Origin of the sequence: uncultured Campylobacter sp., from assembly GCF_937997465.1 — a bacterium.
Classification (GTDB): Bacteria; Campylobacterota; Campylobacteria; order Campylobacterales; family Campylobacteraceae; genus Campylobacter_A.
The window spans coordinates 1-19084 of sequence record NZ_CALKTQ010000343.1; the positions used below are offsets into that span (position 1 = coordinate 1).

Consider the following 19084-nt stretch of genomic DNA (forward strand, 5'->3'; position numbering starts at 1 on the left):
TTTATTAAAAATAAACTTTAAATTTAATATTTGTTCTGTAAATAAATTTTGGGAAAGAGTGAAATTTAAAAAATCAGCCCCTCGTCGTCTTGTTTGATTAGGGTATCTTGCGCGTCTTGTTTCGGTACCGGCGAGATCTTCGTATAGACTTCGATCAAGCCCTCGTACGCAGTGTGAAAGACGCCCTCCGGCTCGATGAAAGTTTTTTGTTTTAGGGGGTACTCCTTCATATAGCTTTCCATAAATTTCTTAAACACTGGAGCCGCCGTGCGTCCGCCGCCCTCGACCTTTCGCATCGGCGTGTTGTCGTCGTTGCCGTACCACACGACCACCTCGACCTCAGGCGTAAATCCGCAAAACCACGCGTCAATGTTGTTATTTGTTGTGCCGGTCTTGCCCGCGACTTGTACGCCGTTTAGCCTCGCGCTTTGTCCCGTGCCGCGCTCCACGACCGTTTTCATCATGTCAGTCATCAGGTATGCCTGCTCTGGCTCGGTGACGAACGTCCTTTCTGGCTCGAAAACCGCTTCTAAATTTTGATAGTTTATGATGCGTTTTATCAGGCTTGGCTCCACGATCTCGCCGCCGTTTGGAAACATCGAGTAAAATTTGGCAAACTCTAACGGCGAGATACCGAAGCTACCAAGCGCGATGGATAGGTTTTTGGGGATGTTTTTAAAGCCCATTTCGGTTAGCTTTTTATACGCCGTATCAAGCCCGATCTCGTCGAGCAAATTTATCGTGGCGAGGTTGCGCGACTGGCGCAGAGCCTCACGCAGTGTGATATAACCCTGAAAGCCGCCGCTATAGTTTTTCGGACGCCACTCGTACTGGCTGCCTTCGTTAAATACCCTTGATATATCGGCCGCCTTGCTCATCGGCGAGTAGCCCATATCTAGGGCGATCTGGTAGATAAAGGGCTTAAAGCTAGAGCCCGGCTGGCGCATACTCTGCGTGGCACGGTTGTAGCTACTTTTGGCGTAGTCCACGCCGCCGACTAGCGCGAGTACCTCGCCCGTCTTTGGTAGGGTGACGACGATAGCGCCGTTTAGGATACTAGCGTTTGCGTCTTTGTTACGTTTTAGTATCTCGTTGTAGCCGTATTTTAGCGCCTCGGACGCCATATCTTGCACCTTTAAATCGACGCTGGTTTCGATGACGTAGCCGCCGGTTTTTATATCCTCAAAGCGCTTTGAGGCCTCTTTTAGCACCTCGTCCACGATGTACGGGGCTTTGTTTTGCGTGAGAGTGTCGTCAAAGACTACGGGCTGCTCGACTAGCGCAGCCTTGTACTCTGCGTCGCTGATCCAGCCTAGCGCGTTCATTCTTGAGATAACGTTGTTTGCGCGGCTAAGCGATAGATCGAGGTGGCGAGTCGGGTCGTAGGTGCTAGGAGCTTTTGGGAGTCCCACCAGGATTGCGATCTCTTTTAGCGTGAGCTCATCAAGCTCCTTTCTAAAGTATCCTTTTGCTGCGGTTTTTATGCCGTGATAGCCATGTCCTAGATAGACGTGATTTAGATAGCGCTCTAAAATTTGCTCTTTGGTTAGCTCGTTTTCTAGCTTCATCGATATGATCATCTCTTTTAGCTTACGGGTTAGCTTTTTTTCTCTGGTTAATACCATGTTTTTAACTAACTGCTGCGTTAGCGTGCTAGCGCCCTCGACTAGTTTGCCCGCCTTTATGTCTTTAACGATAGCTCGCGTGATAGCCTCGGGATTTACGCCGCCGTGTTCAAAAAAGCTCGTATCCTCGATCGCCACGAGCGCCTCGATGACGCGCGGCGGGATATCCTCGTACTTGACGTAGATCCTGTTTTCATCAAATATATTTGCGATGAGTTCGCCGTTTCTGTCGTAAATTTGAGTCGTGAGCTTTGGCTTAAAATCGATGATATTTGACGCGTCAAAGGTGACTTGCGAATAAAGATAAACAAATGCCGCGCTCAGCGAAACAAAGATAATAAATAAAATCGAAGCTAAAATTCTCATAAAAAGGCCTTTAAAATTTTCACGTTTAGCCCCATTGCGGTGCTAGTTTCGCCGTTTTGGCTTAGGATGTATTTTTTGTTGAAATTTTCTATCGTCATGGCTCCGGCCTTGCCCTGCCAAAGATCGCCCGATAGGTAGTTTTGTAGGTCGGCTTCGTCAAATTTAGCAAATTTATACTCCGCAAAACTTACATTAATAAGCTCGAATTTCTCGCCCAAAAATATCATCGCCATTACGATTCTAGCGACGTTGCCGCTTTGCATTTGCAGCATTTTTAGCGCCTCTTGTTCGTCTTTAGCTTTGCCTAAAATTTTATCGCCACATACTACGACGCTATCTGCGAAAACGACGTTTTTTGCATTTTCATTCGCTTTTAAAAATTGCTCTTTTTTTGCCGCGACGATCTTTTGAACGTAAACGTGCGGCGGTAAATTTTTATCTACGCCGCCCTCGTCGTAGTCAAAGAAAACCTGCTCAAATTTAACGCCGTGATCTCGCAAAATCTTAGCTCTAGTAACCGAGCTCGAAGCCAAAATAACCATCAAAACTCCCTATAAGATACGCCAAGATACGCTGCCAGTAGCGCAAATGCCACATTTAGCGGGATGAAATAATAAATCGTAACTATGAGATTCTCGTGAAGCTCGATGTATTCGCTATTTTGCAGAGATTTTGAGGCTTTGTTTAGGCGGTACGTGACGTAAATAACGTTTAAAAATAAAAATCCCCAGATCGCCCATTTTGTCGTTAAAATCGTATTTAGCATTGGATCGGCGTTTTTGATCGCGTTTTGCTTAGCCAGTATTGCGCCCGTCACGCCCATAACGGCGATCGAGCCGTAGATCGCGTAGCCAAGGCGCTTTAGCATGGAGATTATCGTTTGGTATTTTTGCGTGTCGCCCTCGATATTTTTCATAAAAAATTTTGCAATGAGTAAAAAATTTGCTTGAAATCCGATGAAAACAACCACGGAGAGGATGTGGATAAAGGGTAGGGCGCTGCTAATCTTTGCAAAAGCTATGTTAAATTCGGGCATTTGTCCCCTTTGATCTAAAATTTTCTCGCGCTAAAGTAAAATTGACGATGGTAAAACCCGGCGCCAAAATGCGCGAATAAAATAAACTCATAAACTTATATTTTCCTTTAAATTTTATCTCGGCTCACAAAATGCAAATTTCGGATTTTGCTTTGCGGCGTCAAATTTGGCTGTCAAAAATTTGCTTAAATTTTATGTCGCAAAAACGCGGTCAAATTTAAGCGATTTTCTTAAATTTGACCAACGCCAGGCTTATTTTTCTAGCTTGATTTTAGCAAACTCAAACGCCTGCCTGATCGCATCCTCGATCGCAAGTACGTTTTTGCCGCCTGCGGTGGCGAAATCATCCTTGCCGCCGCCGTTTCCGCCTAAAATTTGAGCCGTAAATTTGACCCATTCGCCCGCTTTTAACGGCGCGTTTTTCGCGCCTGCGGCCAGGGCGATTTTACCATCTTCGTTTACTTGCACAAGTAGGATCGCCGCCTTTTCGTTCTCGTTTTTAAACTCGTCTATCGTCGCCTTTATGTCGCCGCCGTCAATCACCGCGACGCAAAGCTTGGTCTCGTTTACATTCACCACGGCTAGCGCGTGTGCGTCTTTTGCCTGCTTGGTTTTATCTTTTAGGCTTTTTATCTCGGCTTTTAGTTTTTTTACCGCGTTCATAGGCTCGGCGCTTTTTAGCTCGGTTTTTAGCTCTTCGATCTCGCCGCGCCAGGCTTTTGCGAGATTTAGCGCGGCTTTAGAGCACACGGCTTCGATCCTGCGTACGCCCGCACTCACGCCGCCTTCTTTTGTGATGAAAAACGCTCCGATCTGGCTTAAATTTGCTACGTGCGTACCGCCGCAAAGCTCCTTGCTAACCTCGCCGAAGCTTAGCACGCGCACTTTATTGGCGTATTTTTCGCCAAATAGCGCGATTGCGCCGCTATTTTTAGCTTCCTCGATGTCCATTATCTCCGTTTTTGCCGCGATACTTTCGGCGATTGCGCTATTAACAAAATTTTCGATCTTTGTTAGCTCCTCCGCCGTCACGGCCTTTGGATGAGAGAAGTCAAATCTGAGTCTGCTAGCCTCGACGCTAGATCCGGCCTGCGCGATATGCGTTCCCAGCACGCTTCTAAGCGCGGCGTGAAGCAAATGCGTGGCGCTGTGATGGCGTGCGATCTCGGCTCTTTGCTCGCTTACTTTTAGCTTCACGGCGTCGCCGATTTTAAGCTCTTTTTTAACCGCGACGTTTGATAAATTTAGCCCAAAAAACTTCTGCGTATCTAGCACGTCAGCTGTGTCCACGACCACGCCGCTGTCGCCTGCCTGGCCGCCGCTTTGCGCGTAAAAAGGCGTCACGTCAAACATCGCCCAGCCTTGTTCGCCAGCTTTTAAAATTTGAGTTTCTTTAAAATCATCGTCAAGTAGCGCCAAAACCTTGCTCGTGCGCTCAAGCTCCTCGTAGCCGTTAAATTTATTTTCGCCGAATTTTTCTAAAAGCGCCTTAAAATCGCCCTTTGCGCTCTTGTCGCCGCTGCCTTTCCAAGCAGCCTTAGCGCGCGCTTTTTGCTCGCTCATTAGCTCGTCAAATTTAGCTTCATCGACTTTGAGTCCTTTTTCGCGTAGCATATCGGCCGTGAGATCTAGCGGGAAGCCGAATGTATCGTAAAGCTTAAACGCAGCCTCGCCGCTAAAAATATCTTTCGTGTGCGCTAGCTCGCTTTCAAAAAGCTCGAGTCCGCTTGCTATCGTGGCTAAAAATCTCTCTTCTTCCAGCCTGATTTGCTCTTTTACCGCCGCTTTTTTCTCGTTTAGATAGGCGTAGTGGCCGTCCATTAGCTCGCAGACTTTATCGACCAGACGGTACATAAATGGCTCTTTTATGCCTAGTAGATATCCGTGTCTGATCGCGCGGCGTAGTATACGGCGAAGTACGTAGCCGCGGCCCTCTTTGTCAAATGTAGTGCCTTGAGCTAACAGGAAAGTCACTGAGCGGATGTGGTCGCTGATGACGCGGTAGCTAGCACCGCTCTCGTAAGCGTAAGGCTTGCCGCAAAGCTTTGCGACTTCTTCGATAAGAGGCATAAAAAGCGAGCTATCGTAGTTGCTAAATTTGCCTTCCATTATCGCTGTGACGCGCTCAAGGCCCATGCCCGTGTCGATGCTAGGCTTTGGTAGCGGAGTCAGCTTGCCGTCGCTGCTGCGCTCGTACTGCATAAAGACTAGGTTCCAAATTTCAAGAAATCTATCGCCGTCGCCGCCCATGTAGTCCTCAGGCGTGTTAAAGTGCTCGCCGCCTTGATCGTAAAAGATCTCCGAGCACGGTCCGCACGGTCCCGTATCGCCCATCTGCCAGAAGTTATCGTGATCGCCAAATCTATAAATGCGCTCCTTTGCGATGTGCTGCTCCCATAGTGCAAACGCCTCGTCGTCGCTCTCGTGGACGGTGACGTAGAGGCGGTCTTTGGGTAGTTTTAGCACCTGCGTGACAAACTCCCACGCATACGCGATCGCGTCTTTTTTGAAGTACTCGCCGAAGCTGAAGTTGCCCAGCATTTCAAAAAACGTGTGATGGCGCGCGGTGTAGCCGACGTTATCTAGGTCGTTGTGCTTGCCGCCTGCGCGGATGCAGGTCTGACAGCTCGTGCGGATCGGCGGAGTAGGGCGCGGCACTTCGCCGGTGAAAATGCTCTTAAACGGCACCATACCGGCGTTTGTAAAAAGCAGCGTAGCGTCGTTTGGCACTAGCGGCGCAGACGGAATGATCTCATGACCTTTGCTTGCAAAAAAATTTAAATAAGCTTCTCTAATATCCATCGTTTTTTCCTGATTAAAGTTTTAAAATAGGGCTGATTTTAGCATAAATTTAATAAAACTTGTTTGAGGCCCGCTATAAAAAGGTGTCGGTAAAATTTAAAAATCGCTCGCATTATCCGTTTAATTACTATTTTTTACTATAATTGCCTAAAAAACATTAAATTTTGGAAAAAAGATTATGAAAAAACGAGTTGCGATAATAGGATTTGGAAACGACGCGAAGCACTACTATAACGAGCTTCGTCGCTCCGAACGCTTCGAGCTGGCGGCGATTTTTGACGGCGTGCAAAATAGCGAAATTTGCGGACGGATTCCTTTTTACGATAATATAAACGACCTTTTGGACTCCGTGCGCATCGACGCTCTTATCGTAACCGACACGCACAAATATCTAAATTTGATACCAAAATGCCTAAATTTTATAAAATTTATCATGCTTGATCCTTGGCTTTGCAAATCAGGCGAGATAAGGGAACTAAAATACTGCTTTAAATCCCAAAATATAGGCGCTTACGTGGCTTTTATAGATAGATTTAATCCAGTTATCGCCTCTATAAAAAAAGAACTCGCCAAAGAAAAAGATATTTTTTCGATAAATATCGCTCGAGGGTTTAGTAGGGGCGTAAATTTGCAGCTTGAAATTTTACAAAACATCGATGTTGCAAGGTTTATAACGGGTAGCGAGATAATCTTTAGCAATAAAGTTTCAATCCAAAACGATGACAAAAGAAGCGAAACAGACTCGCTTTTTCAGCTTAAATTTAAAAACCAGACGCTAGCTAGTATCCACAACTCAAAGCGCTTTAAAGCAGAACGCTTTACGATCGAATTTGCCGCGAACGGGGGCGTGTATTTCGGCGATATGCTGGGCCTTAAGCTAAACAAATACACGCTTGACGGGCAGCAAAATTTAAAGGTTTATGGCGACGTTTCGCCGATTAAAGCGTTACTAAACGAGTTTTATCAGGCATGTTGCGGCGCAAAAAGCGATCTAAGTACGCTCGAAGATGCCCTAAAGGCTCAGGAGATTTGCGAATGAGACTAATTTTACTACTAAACATGGGCGGACCAAACGACCTTAGCGAGGTTGAGGTATTCTTAAAAAATATGTTTAACGATCCTTATATCCTGGGGATAAAAAGCCCGATTTTGCGTAAATTCGTGGCGTTTATGATAACCAAATCTCGCCTAAAAGCCGCGCAAAATAACTACCGTCAAATCGGCGGAAAATCGCCTATCTGTGAGCTTACGGCAAGACTATGCGGTAAAATTTCGCATTTTTTAGACGATAATACGGCGGTAGCTTTTGCGATGAACTACACGCCACCTTTTGCGAAGGATGTTTTAGCTGAGTTTACGGAGGCTTCGGAGATCGTTGTTTTTCCTCTCTATCCGCACCATTCGTTTACGACCGTAACGTCTAGCATAAGCGACTTTGAAAAGGTGCGAGCCGAGCTAAATTTAAAGGCGAAAGTAAAAATCATCGAGCCGTTTTTTGAGGATGAGAGATATAACGAGGTTGTCGCAGATGACATCGAAAAAGCTGCTAGTAATCTAAACTCAGGCGAGATAACGCTGGTATTTTCGGCGCACTCTTTGCCGCAAAAAATGATCGACGCAGGCGATATCTACGAGGAGCACGTCAAGCGTCACGTTCAAATTTTAACCGAAATTTTGGAGAAGCGAGGGGTTAAATTTAAGCAAACGATGCTGGCGTATCAGTCAAGACTGGGCCCCGTAAAATGGCTCGAACCCTCGCTGAATCAGGTCTTAGCCGAGCTAAAAGATAAAAAAGCGCTCATCTATCCGATCTCGTTTTGTATCGACAACTCCGAGACTGTTTTTGAGCTATCAAAGGAATTTCGTCATATCGCCAGTGAGTTAAATTTTGATTTTTATGACGTCGTAGGCTGTCCAAACGATAGTGAAAAATTTGCTAAATTTATAGCAGACAAAGCTAAGGAATAAAATTTGCTTGCGATAACGTATCTTTTATAAAGGATGCGAAATGACGATCGAAGAGCAAAAATTTATCCAAAAGATTTTGGCCGAGCTTGCGCAAAAAGCCATAGAAAAGACTGCAAAGGCGGTAAAAGGCGCCGACTTTGAAAAAGAGCTCAAAAAAGCCGTTGAGCCGATAAAAACCGCCAAAGAGCCTGATGTGGAAGGTTTTAAAAAGACTCTTACGGAGCTTGGCGCAGCAGGATTTTTATCGCAGATGAACGAACAAAAAATCCAGGAAAAGCTAAGCATCAAAAAAGAGGAGCTGATGGAGGCTTTAGGGCTAAATACCGATATGAAAAAAAGCCTAAGAGATGAGCTTGAAACCGTACTGGACGATCTTTTGACTAAATACGAAAAAGAGCTTCGAGCTAGTTTGCAAAGCAACTCCTTGCTAGAAAAACAGCAATCTTTGCAAAATAAAAATCCGTCGATGTTAAGTACGGTTTTAGGTATCGTATAAATTTGGCGTAGTTTTAAGTCGCGGCGAGTCGGCGTAAAATTTGAATTTGATGTTTTGATATCAAAGCCTTAAAAGCTCGCCGAGACTAAAACAGCAATATATTAAAACTTGCATTATTTAAGCGTATTTGCCGACGATAAAAAGTAAAATTTTAGATAATTTACAAATTAGCCTTTAAAAACAAAATAGCCAAAATTTATTTTATTGCGAATTATTAAATTTAAAAATATCTTTCAAATTTTGATTTTACCTAAAAACCTTTCCGTTAAAAGCGCTTTATCTGTGTTATGTAAAATTCTTTATCGTTGATAGTTTTTGAAATTTGAGATTTATTTCATAAAATTTAAGCAATTTACTATGAAGTCGGCAACAAGAATGATTGAATTTTGATTGGTATCTTTGTGGATTTAAAAAGTAAAAAGGCGAGAGTTTATCTCGCCTAAAGTTGATCAATAAAGTCCGAATTTGCCATCAGAGCGTTTGTAGATCACGCGCATTTTGGCGTCCATATCGTTAAATACGTAAAACTGTGCATCGCTATCTTTTAGCTTTTGCATAGCTTCCTCGATCTCTAGTGGTTTATATAGCTCAAGCTCCATAGGTATTATCTCATCTACCTCGCCGTCGTTTATATGTTCGTCGGCAATCGCAGCTCTAACAGCTTTGCCATCGTCTTTATTTTTGACGGTTGTGTTTTTGTCGTGCTCGCGGCGAAGTACTTTTGACGCGCGTTCAAGCGCAAGATCGACTGCAGCGTATAGATCTTTATCTTTGTGGCGGATTACGATCGTGTCTTTTTTTGCCAAATTTAGTGCAAATTCTACGCTAAAGCCTTTTTTGCCGTTTTTTTCGTCCGCAGAAACTACGCAACGACCCGAAATAATATCCAGTCCGTATTTGTTAAGCGCATCAAATGCGTTTTCTATGTGTTGTTTGATTGAGTCTGTTAGGTCAAATTGTTTACCTACGATGCTTAGATTCATCATCTCTCCTTTACGTTAAAGTGCTAACATTATAGCATATAAAGTATTATTTTAGAGCTTTTGAATCGTGCGTCTGTGAATTCTTATCGGCGGGACATTGGCATTTGCCGACCTAACGACTACGTCTAATATAACCGTTCCGGCAGATGCAGCGGTAGATATCGGGATTACTGCCGTACCTCTACCGGCAGTACCGTCGCAAGCTCCTATAGTACCAAATACCCTGTTTATGGTTACTCTGATATCAAATAAGGATGTGTTTTGAACTCCGGTAGGATAAAACGTTTGCGGGACTATCACCGCATTTCTGTCTAAGCTTGCACAGTTTGCTGCTTGCGTAAAATCCACCTGTAGGAGATTAAAAATAGCTATCTCTGTAGCGCCCTGAGCCAGAAGTTCTGCTTGTTCTCGCAAAAAAATATGAGTGGTTTGTCTTGCTGTAGTCGCCGAGATATTTAATGAAAACATACCTAAAGTAGCTATTAAAACTATAAAAATAATCGCAGTAACTAAACTAAAACCTTTTCTCATTAGTATATCGCCTTTGTTTTGCATACGGTAGTTTCCTCTTCGCCGTTACCAAGCGATCTTCCGGCATCTCTTATGCATAGCTTTAAAACCATGACATTATTGAGTTCCGTAAAATTAAATCTTGTTACGTTTGTAGCTAGTATATCCGAGCTTCCGTCATTGTATTCTTCTCCTGCCCATGGGCGAAAATTATAATGAAGCAATAAGTTAAAATCTCCGTTAGCGCTAGCTTGACCAGGGACTACTGCATAAGCGGTATGAAGCAGATAATACTGTTCAGAAATAAGCTGACCTCTATAATTTCTAATACTTAATACAGTGTCGGCGGTATCGTTTGCAACCAAAGCTACAGACTGTGCGTTTGTGCGATTATAGCCGAAAGATGAATTTACATTTAGACCCGTACCTTTAAAAATCAAACCTATATTTCCATTGTCTAAACTGGCCCGTCCATTGGTAAGATCTCGTATGTTTTGATTTGCGGAAGCTGGATTGGTTTGTAAATTTTGTACTAAAAGCCTACTTCCAGGCGTTGATAGTTGTCCGCTATTTGTTGCAGCGTTTTTTGCGGCGCTAGTATTTGGATTATTTAGGTCTATAAAGCCAGTCCAGCTACCGTCTTGAAAACTTTCGTAGCTATAGGTTACCCATTCAAGAATGGGGAAGGTGTTGTCCAATCCAGCTCCTTGGGTGGATACAAATTTGCCATTTCCGTTATTGCTAAGCTGCTTTCCTATCGTTGAGCCTCTAACGCGAATGGAAAGCCGTTTTGCAATTTGCTCTAAAACTAATTCGGTTTGCATTTCTAGAGTGTTTATAGCTCTACTTTGAAGATAATTTCTATATATATTCAAGGTTATTTCCACCCCGGCATAGGATATTATTCCCATTATAACTATGACCATCATAAGTTCAATCAAGGTAAAGGCTTTTTTCATTTCTATTACCACACTTTAGTTAAAAGCGCAGGCGCATCACCTATATTTGCAGAGTAAGCTCTCAAGATTATTTGATGGCCATTATTATTAGCCCTAGTATTATTTGTGGTGACAGTGATGGTTACTTGTTTTATATCCTGATTTGCTACTCCTGACATATTAGTGTTGTTTACGCTGGTTACAAGGGTTGAGCTTATAATGTTATCTCTACTATAGGTAGTAGCGGCATCTTGAGGGATATTATTCATATTTATCCTATTGTTATTATAAGAATCAAGATTTTGTTCCCAAGATGCACATGCAGTATCTCTTGCTATTGCAGAAAAGTTTCGCCTTCTTGTGCCATCTATCCCATTTAAAGCGTAAAAATTAGCCAAGCCGCCGAATATAGGAGTTGGAGCAAGCTGAAGAGAGATATCGTTCGTGCAGCCCCATGGGGCGGTAAGCACTAACCCCATCCTAGTTTTGCCGTCCATGACGCTTTCTTGAACAAGGGCCAAGTGATTATTCTCCGATACTTTTGCAATTAAATTTGGCACCGTCGCCATAGTTAACCCTACTATTACGATCGATAGTATAAGCTCGATTAAGGAAAAACCTTTTTTTTTCACCAGTCTAACCTTTTGTTTGGTTTGTTTGACACGGTATTATTTAGGTCATTTGCTCCGCCGTCTATGCTTTGCGTACCCACGACGGTGCCTACCCCATCATTCTTCTGGTCTGCTTTTAAGGCTCGCCCGCCCCATGTCATGCCGATATTATCTCTAGTGAATGTGGCATTAAATCTATTTGTAGCTGCTGCTGCATTTATCGGATCGAATACTAACCAGCTTGATGCATTCATTGAGATGACATCTGTTATTATTGCTCTACTTGATAGTCTTATGGTCTCTACGCCATTTACTATAACTATAGGGTTGGGTGCTAATGCGGTTGTTGTAGCAGCATGTCCAAATGCCCCATGCGTTCCAAGGTTGATATTTTGATGCGTAGTATTGACAAACCAATTATTTGTTTGAGGTAGCGCATTAGCTGCATTGATTAAAGGATATTTTGCCATATTGCATGCATTGCAATAGATGCCGTAGTATACATTCGCATCAAAGCCACTTGCAGGCCCAATGTAGTCTGGAGCATATACTTGACCGTAGTAAAACTGCGTCGTACTGACGGCGGTAGGTTTTGCGTATGCGGCGCCGGCTACGGAGTCTGTATCCGATATATTGCCTATCGTTAAGTTTTGGTTACTTAAAGTAAATGGATTTTTAGGTATATTTACGCTTCTTGCAAAATTTAGCCTTACAGTTACAGGTGCCGTGCCGCCGTTAAAAGCATTGGCGTTTACGCTATATGCGCCGTTGTTTGCTACGGCGTTTACTTTTCTTACGAAACTAGGCGGATTGTTATCAAAAAATATAATTGTATCTCGAATATCTGCAAGCGTCGCCGCACCGCCGTTGTTTGTTCTAAAGTCGCCTAAAATTTGATCGATTCCTAATGTAAAATTATTATTTCTAGAATAGCAACCGGTATGGTATAGCGTAGCAGCCGTTCTGGCAGCATCGCCTAATCTAGCCGTTAGATTAAACGTTACGTTTGCTCCCATAGGCGCAACGTTTGACATATATGTCATATTTCCTCCGGCAAAGTTGGTTACGGTTAAATTTTGCGCCGCTATATCATTTGGTACGAATAGTAAATTTTGCTCGCCTCTAGTTTGGGTATCGCAACCTATCTGGCCGTTTGCGTCTTCTGTCGTGGTATCGCTATTTGTTATACAGTCGCTAGGATTGCCGCCGGTACCTCTATCTACGTTTGTCCACTTCGTATCTATGGCATGTATGGCGACGTGTCCTATGTTTGGATATACGAAGTCGCTAGTAGCGCCGCCGCCTTGGGATATTTTTATTTCTCCTAGTCCGTTAGTGGTATCGGCTTCTAGGTTTATACCGTTTAAAAACGCAAAACCGTCCGTGCAAGTCGCCGGAACTAGAGTCGATCTTCTAAGCGTAATAGGTTTTATATTTGTCGAGTAGTTAGCTGCTGTATTGTTTTCATTATCTATGGCTTGTATCCATATATTTTTATACGCTCGTCCTCCGACCATGCTTCCAAAATTTGTCGTATTGGTTGTCCTATTATAAATTCGCAATTCCTTCGGTCTTATAGAAAACGAATCCGAACTACAAACTTTGTGGTCTATATTTTTCGCGTCTTTATATGAAAGTCTAAATATCAAATTTGGATAAGCTTTTTTGATTAAGATATTTTTTAGATCTATTATGCTTTTGTTAGCAAGGTCTGTTTTTAGTACTTCAATCGTTTTATTGCCTTCGATTACGTTTTGTGCACTATTGCAAGGTTTATTTGCTTCTATTACATCTACGTAAACATCGTTGGCAAAGTTAAAATCGTCAAGCTTTTTAACCTCCTTGCCGTTTTCTTCGCTTATGAATAAATTTACTAATTTAACATCAAATTTTCTTGCGGCAAGTTGAGTGAATAAATTTTCCGAATTACCCAATGCGCCGAATTTTTTATTTACAACTTTTGATGCTATACTTCCTACTCTTAGTTGATATTTTGTTTCGGTGCACTCTTCTATGGCGCCCTTATATGTTAGATTTATGCTCGCATTTTCAAAATTTGCGGTATATGAATTTCTAGCAAAAGCCTCTCCTAGTACGGTATCAAATTGTATAAAAGCTTGGTTACTACTTCCTATAGTACCGCCGTTGCCTCCGCCGGCGCCTTGACCGACTAGGAATTTTAGTTTACCTGAGGCATAAGTTTGCAAATTTGTATTATCTGGGTTTTTATCTCCCGCTCCTACGGCGAAGGCTGTTCCTCTTCCGACGTCGGGTTTTATAAACGTAGTATTGTTTATATATGTCGAATTTTTTGGATCCAGTGCAGTACCGATCGATAGTTTTTGAGCCTCTTCGTTTCCGTTGTTTACTATTTGGAGCCTAACTCTTAGCGTGTCTCCCTTTTCTGCGGTAGTTTTTTTGCCGGCATTGGTGCTAACCGGTTCAAAGTCTTGTTCGCTGGTTTTATTTTTGTCTCTAACATATAGCTTTTCTATATAGCATACTTTCGGTACATATAGATCGGTAGAAAACGCCAGCATACCCACGGTAGCCTCGTCACCTTGTAGGCTGCCGCCAGGTCTTTTGATTATTTTTGCAGTTAGCCGTATGTCGGCAGACGTTTGTTTATTGGTAAGTTTTCCGGTAATATCGTATGTATCTAAATCCATACTCGCGTTATATTTTTTGCTAGGGTTTAAATGCTTATTAAATTTAGATATAGTGGAGTTAAACTGGTCGCCTTTTTGATTTAGGGTGTTGTCAAATATTGAGCTATACGTCGAGTAGCTATCTTTTCTAATCTCTATGTCTTCAGCCGAGATCTCGCTCGCTGCGCCGAATGAAAGAGTGGTAAGAGAGGAAACTACCGCACCGTTCACTGGAGTATAAAAGCCGCTAACCGTTATGTCTGCGCTTCTGCTAGCTCCCTTGTTTAAATCTAGCGGCGTTAGTAGCTTGATGCCGTCAAATATATTGACGCCTTTGGGTTTTATTTTTTTACCGTCTTTGCTACCAAAGTCATATACGATAACTAGCGCCCATCCTCCGTATCTAGGGGATTGTAGATTGTTAAACCATTTGCCGTCGGTGTATGAATATAGGCCCGGAGGTATTCCATCATGAGTTTTTATATTTCCTGCGCTAAAAGTTCTGCTTGCTACGGTATTTCCTAGGGACTCTTTTACTAGCTCGGTAACATCAGCACTTGTTTGATATTGAAATCTCATGCCCCTACTTGAGAGCGACCCAAACCAAAACGTATCTTTTTCGTGTGCGGTAATATTATAGTATCCTTTTGGTGTTCCGAATCTTATCGTATTGAAGTTTTTTATCGTATCAAAGTATTTATCTCTAGCCGTGTTATCGTTTGAAATACTCCAACCTAAAGAAAAACTTCCGGCCCAATAAAGTCTAGCATAAACAATTCTTTTTCCTACTATATCATTTGCTATGCTTGCTCCGTCGGTATTTTTCCTATCGGAAAAGTCAAAAGTCGCTTTTGATGAGTTTAAGCTATAGCTTGTATCCTCTTTTTCAAATACAACATTTGTAATGGACGTATGTATCGTAGTGGAACTTAAAATAGGCCTGTAATTATAGCCGTATCCTTGAGAGCTATTGCCTACGGTTCTTAAGACGGAGGCCCCGATAGTCTCTATATCGCCGTATATTATCTTTCGTTCTTCTAATCTTTTAACTCCGTACTGGTCTATTACTTCTTCATTTATGACCCTTTTTTGAAGATTGGCGGTTTCTTTATTGTCTAGATATCTGCTAGATGATGCAGATACTAAATTATGTTCCAGCTGATTTTTATCTTTTACAGCAAAGGCGCTACTTGAGCTTAGTAAAAAAATCGCAACTAGAAAAAAATTAGAATTTTTCACTTGGTTTCCCTTAAAATTTTTACTTCTCAATAAAATCCGAAATTTTTTCTGCCTGTTTATACATCGGATACGTCCACGCATCAAGCACTACCTGCGATAGCGTCATATTCGTCATATTGCAAACGATAGGAGCGATGAAATTTACCGTCGAAGTCTCGATCGGGGTGCTAACGACCATGATATTGTAGATCCTTAGCTCGCTTTTGTCATTTATATCCATCAGCTCTTGATAATACGTCGGTATCTCAAATTCGTAATTTCTCAAGGCGTATGGATTTATCGCGGTAAAAGATGTATCGTCGTCCATGCTTTGAAGCTTTATGAAAAACTGATCTAATTCTTTTAACTCATAACTTTTGATGTGCTCAAAGCCTAAAATCGGACTTTTGACTTGAAAAACCATATACATCTCCTTAATTATACATTTACTTTTTTACGCGAATTGTATCCAAAATTTCCTATTTTTAAGCATAAAATGAAATCAAATTTACCGAAAAGCAATAAAAACAATGGTAAAATAGTCCGTTTTAAAAAATTTTAAATTTAAGGGAAGGTATGAGAAATTTAATTAAATTTTTATCTGCGGTATTTTTTGTTTGTTTAATCGGCGGTTGTGCCGACAAATACACCGAGCTATATAATCTAACGCCCGATCAATGGTACTCCGAGATCATCGGCGATATAAAAAATCGCGACCTAGAAAGCGCCGACAAACACTATACTGCGATGTCTAGCGAGCACGTAGCTAGCCCGCTTTTGGAGCAAATTTTACTAATCCTAGCCCAAGCTCACGCTAATGACGAAGAGTACTTGATGGCGAATTTTTACTTAGACGAATACCTCAAAAGATACGGCGATAATGGCGCTAGAAGCGAATTTGCGCAGTACCTGAAGATAAAGGCGAATTTTGACTCATTCTCGCAACCCAATCGAAACCAAAAGCTAATGCAAGACAGTATCGCCGAGATAGAAAAATTTCTCTACATCTACCCAAACACCCAGTATCGACCACTGATCGAAACTATGCTGGTTAAATTTAAGCTCGCGATCTACAACCTGGACGTGCAGATAGCCGATCTGTACGAGCGCACAGGTAGGGATGAGTCGGCGCAAATTTATAAAGAAAAGGTGCAAGCTTCGCCGTTAAACGACGCAAATATCGTGCTTCCGCAGCTTCCTTGGTATAGAAAAATGTTTGAATAGGAGCTAAATTTGCAAATTTACGAATCAAAAATGTTCCCGGCGCAGCTACCCATCATCGTGGAGGACGAGCTGTTTTTATATCCATTTATGATCACGCCGCTTTTTTTGAGCGACGAGGAAAATATCGAAGCGCTAAATTTGGCTCTCGAGTCGCAAAGCCCAATCCTAGTCGTACCGACGAAAGCGCAAAACGAAGGCGCTCGAGAATTTGACTCCATCTACGACGCCGGCGTCATAGGCACCGTGATGAGACGAGTGCCGCTACCGGACGGTAGAGTAAAAATTTTATTTCAAGGAACTAGCAAAGGCCGCATAGTCTCAAAAGTCTCCTCAAAGCCATTGCAAGCCGTCGTAGACGTACTGCACGAAAAAAGACCCGAAAATACCAAAAGCGACGCGCTGCTAACCGTGCTTCGCGAAAAGGTACGAGATCTGGCCGCGCTTAGCCATTTTTTCCCGCCGGATCTTTTAAAAACGATAGAGGAGAGCGCCGAGCCTAGCCGAGTTTGCGATCTGATTTTAAGCTCGTTAAGGCTAAAGAAAAAGACGGCGTACGAGTTTTTTATCGAGGAAAATTTGGAGCAAAAGCTACTAAAGCTAATCGACTACGTCATCGAGGAGATCGAGGCAAACAAGCTCCAGCGCGAGATAAAAAACAAAGTCCACTCAAGGATCGACAAGGTAAATAAGGAGTATTTTCTAAAAGAGCAACTAAAGCAGATCCAGCAAGAGCTCGGCTCCGATACGAGCCGCGAGGAGGAGATCGAGGAGTATCGCAAAAAGCTGGAAGCTAAGAAAAAATTTATGGGTGAGGACGCGTATAAGGAGATAAAAAAGCAAATCGACAAGTTAGCACGCATGCATCCGGACTCTGCTGACGCCAACACGACGCAAAGCTACCTCGACTGGGTTGTGGAGGTGCCGTTTGAAAACCTGGCGAACAAAAAACTAAGCGTACAAGAGGTCGCAAAGCAGCTAAACGCCGATCACTACGGGCTTGAAAGACCAAAAGATAGGATAGAGGAGTATTTTGCTCTGCGCGAACTTTTGCAGCTGCGAGGCGTCGCGGGCAAGGTAAACAACGGCGCGATCTTGTGCTTTGCGGGGCCTCCGGGCGTCGGTAAGACGAGTTTGGCAAACTCCATCGCAAAGGCGCTAAAACGCGAGCTAGTGCGCGTGGCGCTGGGCGGACTGGAGGATGTAAACGAGCTGCGCGGACACCGCCGTACCTATATCGGTGCGATGCCGGGTCGTATCGTGCAGGGGCTGATAGAAGCAAAGCAGATGAATCCGGTCGTCGTACTAGACGAGATCGATAAGGTCGGCAGGAGCTTCCGCGGCGATCCGACGGCTGTGCTGCTGGAAATTTTAGATCCCGAGCAAAATAACAAATTTAGGGATTATTATTTAAATTTTAATATCGACCTGAGCAAGGTCGTTTTTGTCGCGACGGCAAACGACGTGAGCGCCATACCGCCCGCACTGCGCGATAGGATGGAGTTTATCGAGCTTAGCTCATATACGCCACAGGAAAAATTTGAGATCGCTAAAAAATATCTAATCCCTCAAGAGCTTAAAAAACACGGCCTAAAGCCAAGCGAAGTAACTCTGGGCAAAGACGTGTTAAGTCTAATCATCTCAGACTACACGCGAGAAAGCGGAGTGCGAAATCTGCGCCGCCGCCTAGCTGATATCTTTAGAAAAGTGGCAAAAAGACTACTCGAGGGCGAAGCGCAAAAGATAACCGTGACGACTAAAAATTTGAATGAGTTTTTGGAAAAAAAGGTCTTTGAGATCGAGCATGCCGATAAAAAGCCGCAGATCGGTCAAGTAAATGGGCTAGCATGGACGAGTGTGGGCGGCGACGTGCTAAAGATCGAAGCCATACGCATACAGGGCAAGGGCGGCCTGCAGATCACCGGCTCTTTGGGCGACGTGATGAAAGAGAGCGCATATATCGCGTTTAGCCTTGTCAAGGTACTAATCGATGCTAAAAAGATAAAAGTGCCTGCAAAAATCATCCCGAGCTTGCCTGAAGACGTCAAAGATGGCGTGAAAAAAGAGCCAAGCGCTAGCGAAGTGTATCGTCGCTACGATCTGCACATCCACGTACCCGAGGGCGCTACGCCAAAAGACGGGCCGAGCGCGGGTATCACGATGGTGACGGCGATCGCCTCGATCCTAACGGATACCAAAGTGCGAAGCGACGTAGCGATGACGGGCGAGATCACGCTAAGCGGCCGCGTGCTGCCTATAGGCGGGCTAAAAGAAAAGCTCATCGCCGCGCATAAGGCCGGCATCAAAACCGCTCTGATACCGCGCAAAAACTATGAACGAGATCTGGGTGATATCCCGCAAGACGTCAAAAAAGACATGCAAATCATCCCAGTGGACGTCATCGAAGACGTGCTGAAAAATGCGTTTGTCCAAAGTAACTACTAAATTTGATTAAATTTGGCCTCGATAGCGGGGCTAAATTTCTACTTTAATATTATCAATTTACGATTAAAATTTCATTTATGATCAAGAAAATTTAAAAATTTTTGTAAAGCACAAACGCCATGATTTTAACGATATTCTTAAAAGTAGCAAGCATGGTGAAGCAGAGTTTGCATGCAACAACTGTAAAGACTGTATCGCGTTTTACTAAAATCGACAA

The 19084-nt window shown here is 43.2% G+C and carries 15 protein-coding genes; 5 read left to right on the top strand and 10 right to left on the bottom strand.

All coding sequences use genetic code 11. From position 1 onward, the window contains the following. Positions 1-65 precede the first annotated feature (65 nt). From Q0546_RS11665 to alaS, 4 genes are all read right to left on the bottom strand, one after another. Positions 66-1991, bottom strand: coding sequence for a PBP1A family penicillin-binding protein (locus tag Q0546_RS11665; protein WP_298793236.1), 1926 nt, complete (start codon positions 1989-1991; stop codon positions 66-68). After that, on the bottom strand, positions 1988-2533 hold the full coding sequence (maf, locus tag Q0546_RS11670; protein WP_298793238.1) for a septum formation inhibitor Maf: 546 nt from the start codon (positions 2531-2533) through the stop codon (positions 1988-1990). The genes Q0546_RS11665 and maf overlap by 4 nt, the downstream gene beginning before the upstream one ends. Beyond that, on the bottom strand, positions 2533-3027 hold the full coding sequence (locus Q0546_RS11675) for a hypothetical protein (protein ID WP_002946363.1): 495 nt from the start codon (positions 3025-3027) through the stop codon (positions 2533-2535). The genes maf and Q0546_RS11675 overlap by 1 nt, the downstream gene beginning before the upstream one ends. 252 nt (positions 3028-3279) lie before the next feature. Then, a complete protein-coding gene (gene alaS, locus Q0546_RS11680; protein ID WP_298793240.1) occupies positions 3280-5829 on the bottom strand; it encodes an alanine--tRNA ligase in 2550 nt (849 codons plus the stop codon). Between the two features lie 178 nt (positions 5830-6007). Between alaS and Q0546_RS11685 the strand changes: the two genes are divergently transcribed. Genes Q0546_RS11685 through Q0546_RS11695 form a run of 3 tightly spaced genes read left to right on the top strand, consistent with a single transcriptional unit; the run spans position 6008 to position 8293 of the window. Next, on the top strand, positions 6008-6868 hold the full coding sequence (locus Q0546_RS11685) for a Gfo/Idh/MocA family oxidoreductase (RefSeq protein ID WP_298793242.1): 861 nt from the start codon (positions 6008-6010) through the stop codon (positions 6866-6868). Next, positions 6865-7797 carry a ferrochelatase gene (hemH, locus tag Q0546_RS11690; RefSeq protein WP_298793244.1) on the top strand — a complete coding sequence of 311 codons (933 nt, stop codon included), beginning with the start codon at positions 6865-6867 and terminating at the stop codon, positions 7795-7797. The genes Q0546_RS11685 and hemH overlap by 4 nt, the downstream gene beginning before the upstream one ends. 40 nt (positions 7798-7837) lie before the next feature. Next, a complete protein-coding gene (locus Q0546_RS11695; protein ID WP_298056754.1) occupies positions 7838-8293 on the top strand; it encodes a response regulator in 456 nt (151 codons plus the stop codon). Positions 8294-8742: 449 nt separating this feature from the next. Here Q0546_RS11695 and raiA read toward each other — a convergent pair whose 3' ends face one another. The 6 genes from raiA to fliW all read right to left on the bottom strand — a co-directional run bounded on the left by raiA (position 8743) and on the right by fliW (position 15625). Continuing rightward, complete coding sequence (gene raiA / locus Q0546_RS11700; RefSeq protein WP_298793246.1) at positions 8743-9276, bottom strand: ribosome-associated translation inhibitor RaiA; 534 nt, start codon at positions 9274-9276, stop codon at positions 8743-8745. Between the two features lie 51 nt (positions 9277-9327). After that, the gene (locus tag Q0546_RS11705; protein WP_298793248.1) at positions 9328-9744 is read right to left on the bottom strand and encodes a hypothetical protein; all 417 of its coding nucleotides are present in this window, start codon (positions 9742-9744) and stop codon (positions 9328-9330) included. 62 nt (positions 9745-9806) lie between these two features. Further along, positions 9807-10745, bottom strand: a complete 939-nt coding sequence (locus Q0546_RS11710; protein ID WP_298793250.1) for a type II secretion system protein — start codon at positions 10743-10745, stop codon at positions 9807-9809. 5 nt (positions 10746-10750) lie between these two features. After that, complete coding sequence (locus tag Q0546_RS11715) at positions 10751-11356, bottom strand: prepilin-type N-terminal cleavage/methylation domain-containing protein (RefSeq protein WP_298793252.1); 606 nt, start codon at positions 11354-11356, stop codon at positions 10751-10753. Further along, complete coding sequence (locus Q0546_RS11720) at positions 11353-15222, bottom strand: hypothetical protein (RefSeq protein WP_298793253.1); 3870 nt, start codon at positions 15220-15222, stop codon at positions 11353-11355. Before Q0546_RS11720 ends, Q0546_RS11715 begins: the two co-directional genes overlap by 4 nt. A gap of 19 nt (positions 15223-15241) precedes the next feature. Further along, positions 15242-15625, bottom strand: coding sequence for a flagellar assembly protein FliW (gene fliW, locus Q0546_RS11725; RefSeq protein ID WP_298793256.1), 384 nt, complete (start codon positions 15623-15625; stop codon positions 15242-15244). A gap of 152 nt (positions 15626-15777) precedes the next feature. Between fliW and bamD the strand changes: the two genes are divergently transcribed. Together bamD and lon are read left to right on the top strand one after the other, a co-directional pair. After that, on the top strand, positions 15778-16425 hold the full coding sequence (gene bamD, locus Q0546_RS11730) for an outer membrane protein assembly factor BamD (protein ID WP_298793254.1): 648 nt from the start codon (positions 15778-15780) through the stop codon (positions 16423-16425). Positions 16426-16434: 9 nt separating this feature from the next. Next, complete coding sequence (lon, locus tag Q0546_RS11735) at positions 16435-18867, top strand: endopeptidase La (RefSeq protein WP_298793255.1); 2433 nt, start codon at positions 16435-16437, stop codon at positions 18865-18867. Positions 18868-19084 lie beyond the last annotated feature (217 nt).

Coding starts and splice junctions, on each gene's coding strand:
- bamD (WP_298793254.1), top strand. CDS start 15,778: ATGAGAAATTTAATTAAATTTTTATCTGCGGTATTTTTTGTTTGTTTA.
- Q0546_RS11675 (WP_002946363.1), bottom strand. CDS start 3,027: ATGCCCGAATTTAACATAGCTTTTGCAAAGATTAGCAGCGCCCTACCC.
- Q0546_RS11695 (WP_298056754.1), top strand. CDS start 7,838: ATGACGATCGAAGAGCAAAAATTTATCCAAAAGATTTTGGCCGAGCTT.
- fliW (WP_298793256.1), bottom strand. CDS start 15,625: ATGGTTTTTCAAGTCAAAAGTCCGATTTTAGGCTTTGAGCACATCAAA.
- raiA (WP_298793246.1), bottom strand. CDS start 9,276: ATGAATCTAAGCATCGTAGGTAAACAATTTGACCTAACAGACTCAATC.
- Q0546_RS11705 (WP_298793248.1), bottom strand. CDS start 9,744: ATGTTTTCATTAAATATCTCGGCGACTACAGCAAGACAAACCACTCAT.
- alaS (WP_298793240.1), bottom strand. CDS start 5,829: ATGGATATTAGAGAAGCTTATTTAAATTTTTTTGCAAGCAAAGGTCAT.
- maf (WP_298793238.1), bottom strand. CDS start 2,533: ATGGTTATTTTGGCTTCGAGCTCGGTTACTAGAGCTAAGATTTTGCGA.
- Q0546_RS11665 (WP_298793236.1), bottom strand. CDS start 1,991: ATGAGAATTTTAGCTTCGATTTTATTTATTATCTTTGTTTCGCTGAGC.
- hemH (WP_298793244.1), top strand. CDS start 6,865: ATGAGACTAATTTTACTACTAAACATGGGCGGACCAAACGACCTTAGC.
- Q0546_RS11710 (WP_298793250.1), bottom strand. CDS start 10,745: ATGAAAAAAGCCTTTACCTTGATTGAACTTATGATGGTCATAGTTATA.
- Q0546_RS11685 (WP_298793242.1), top strand. CDS start 6,008: ATGAAAAAACGAGTTGCGATAATAGGATTTGGAAACGACGCGAAGCAC.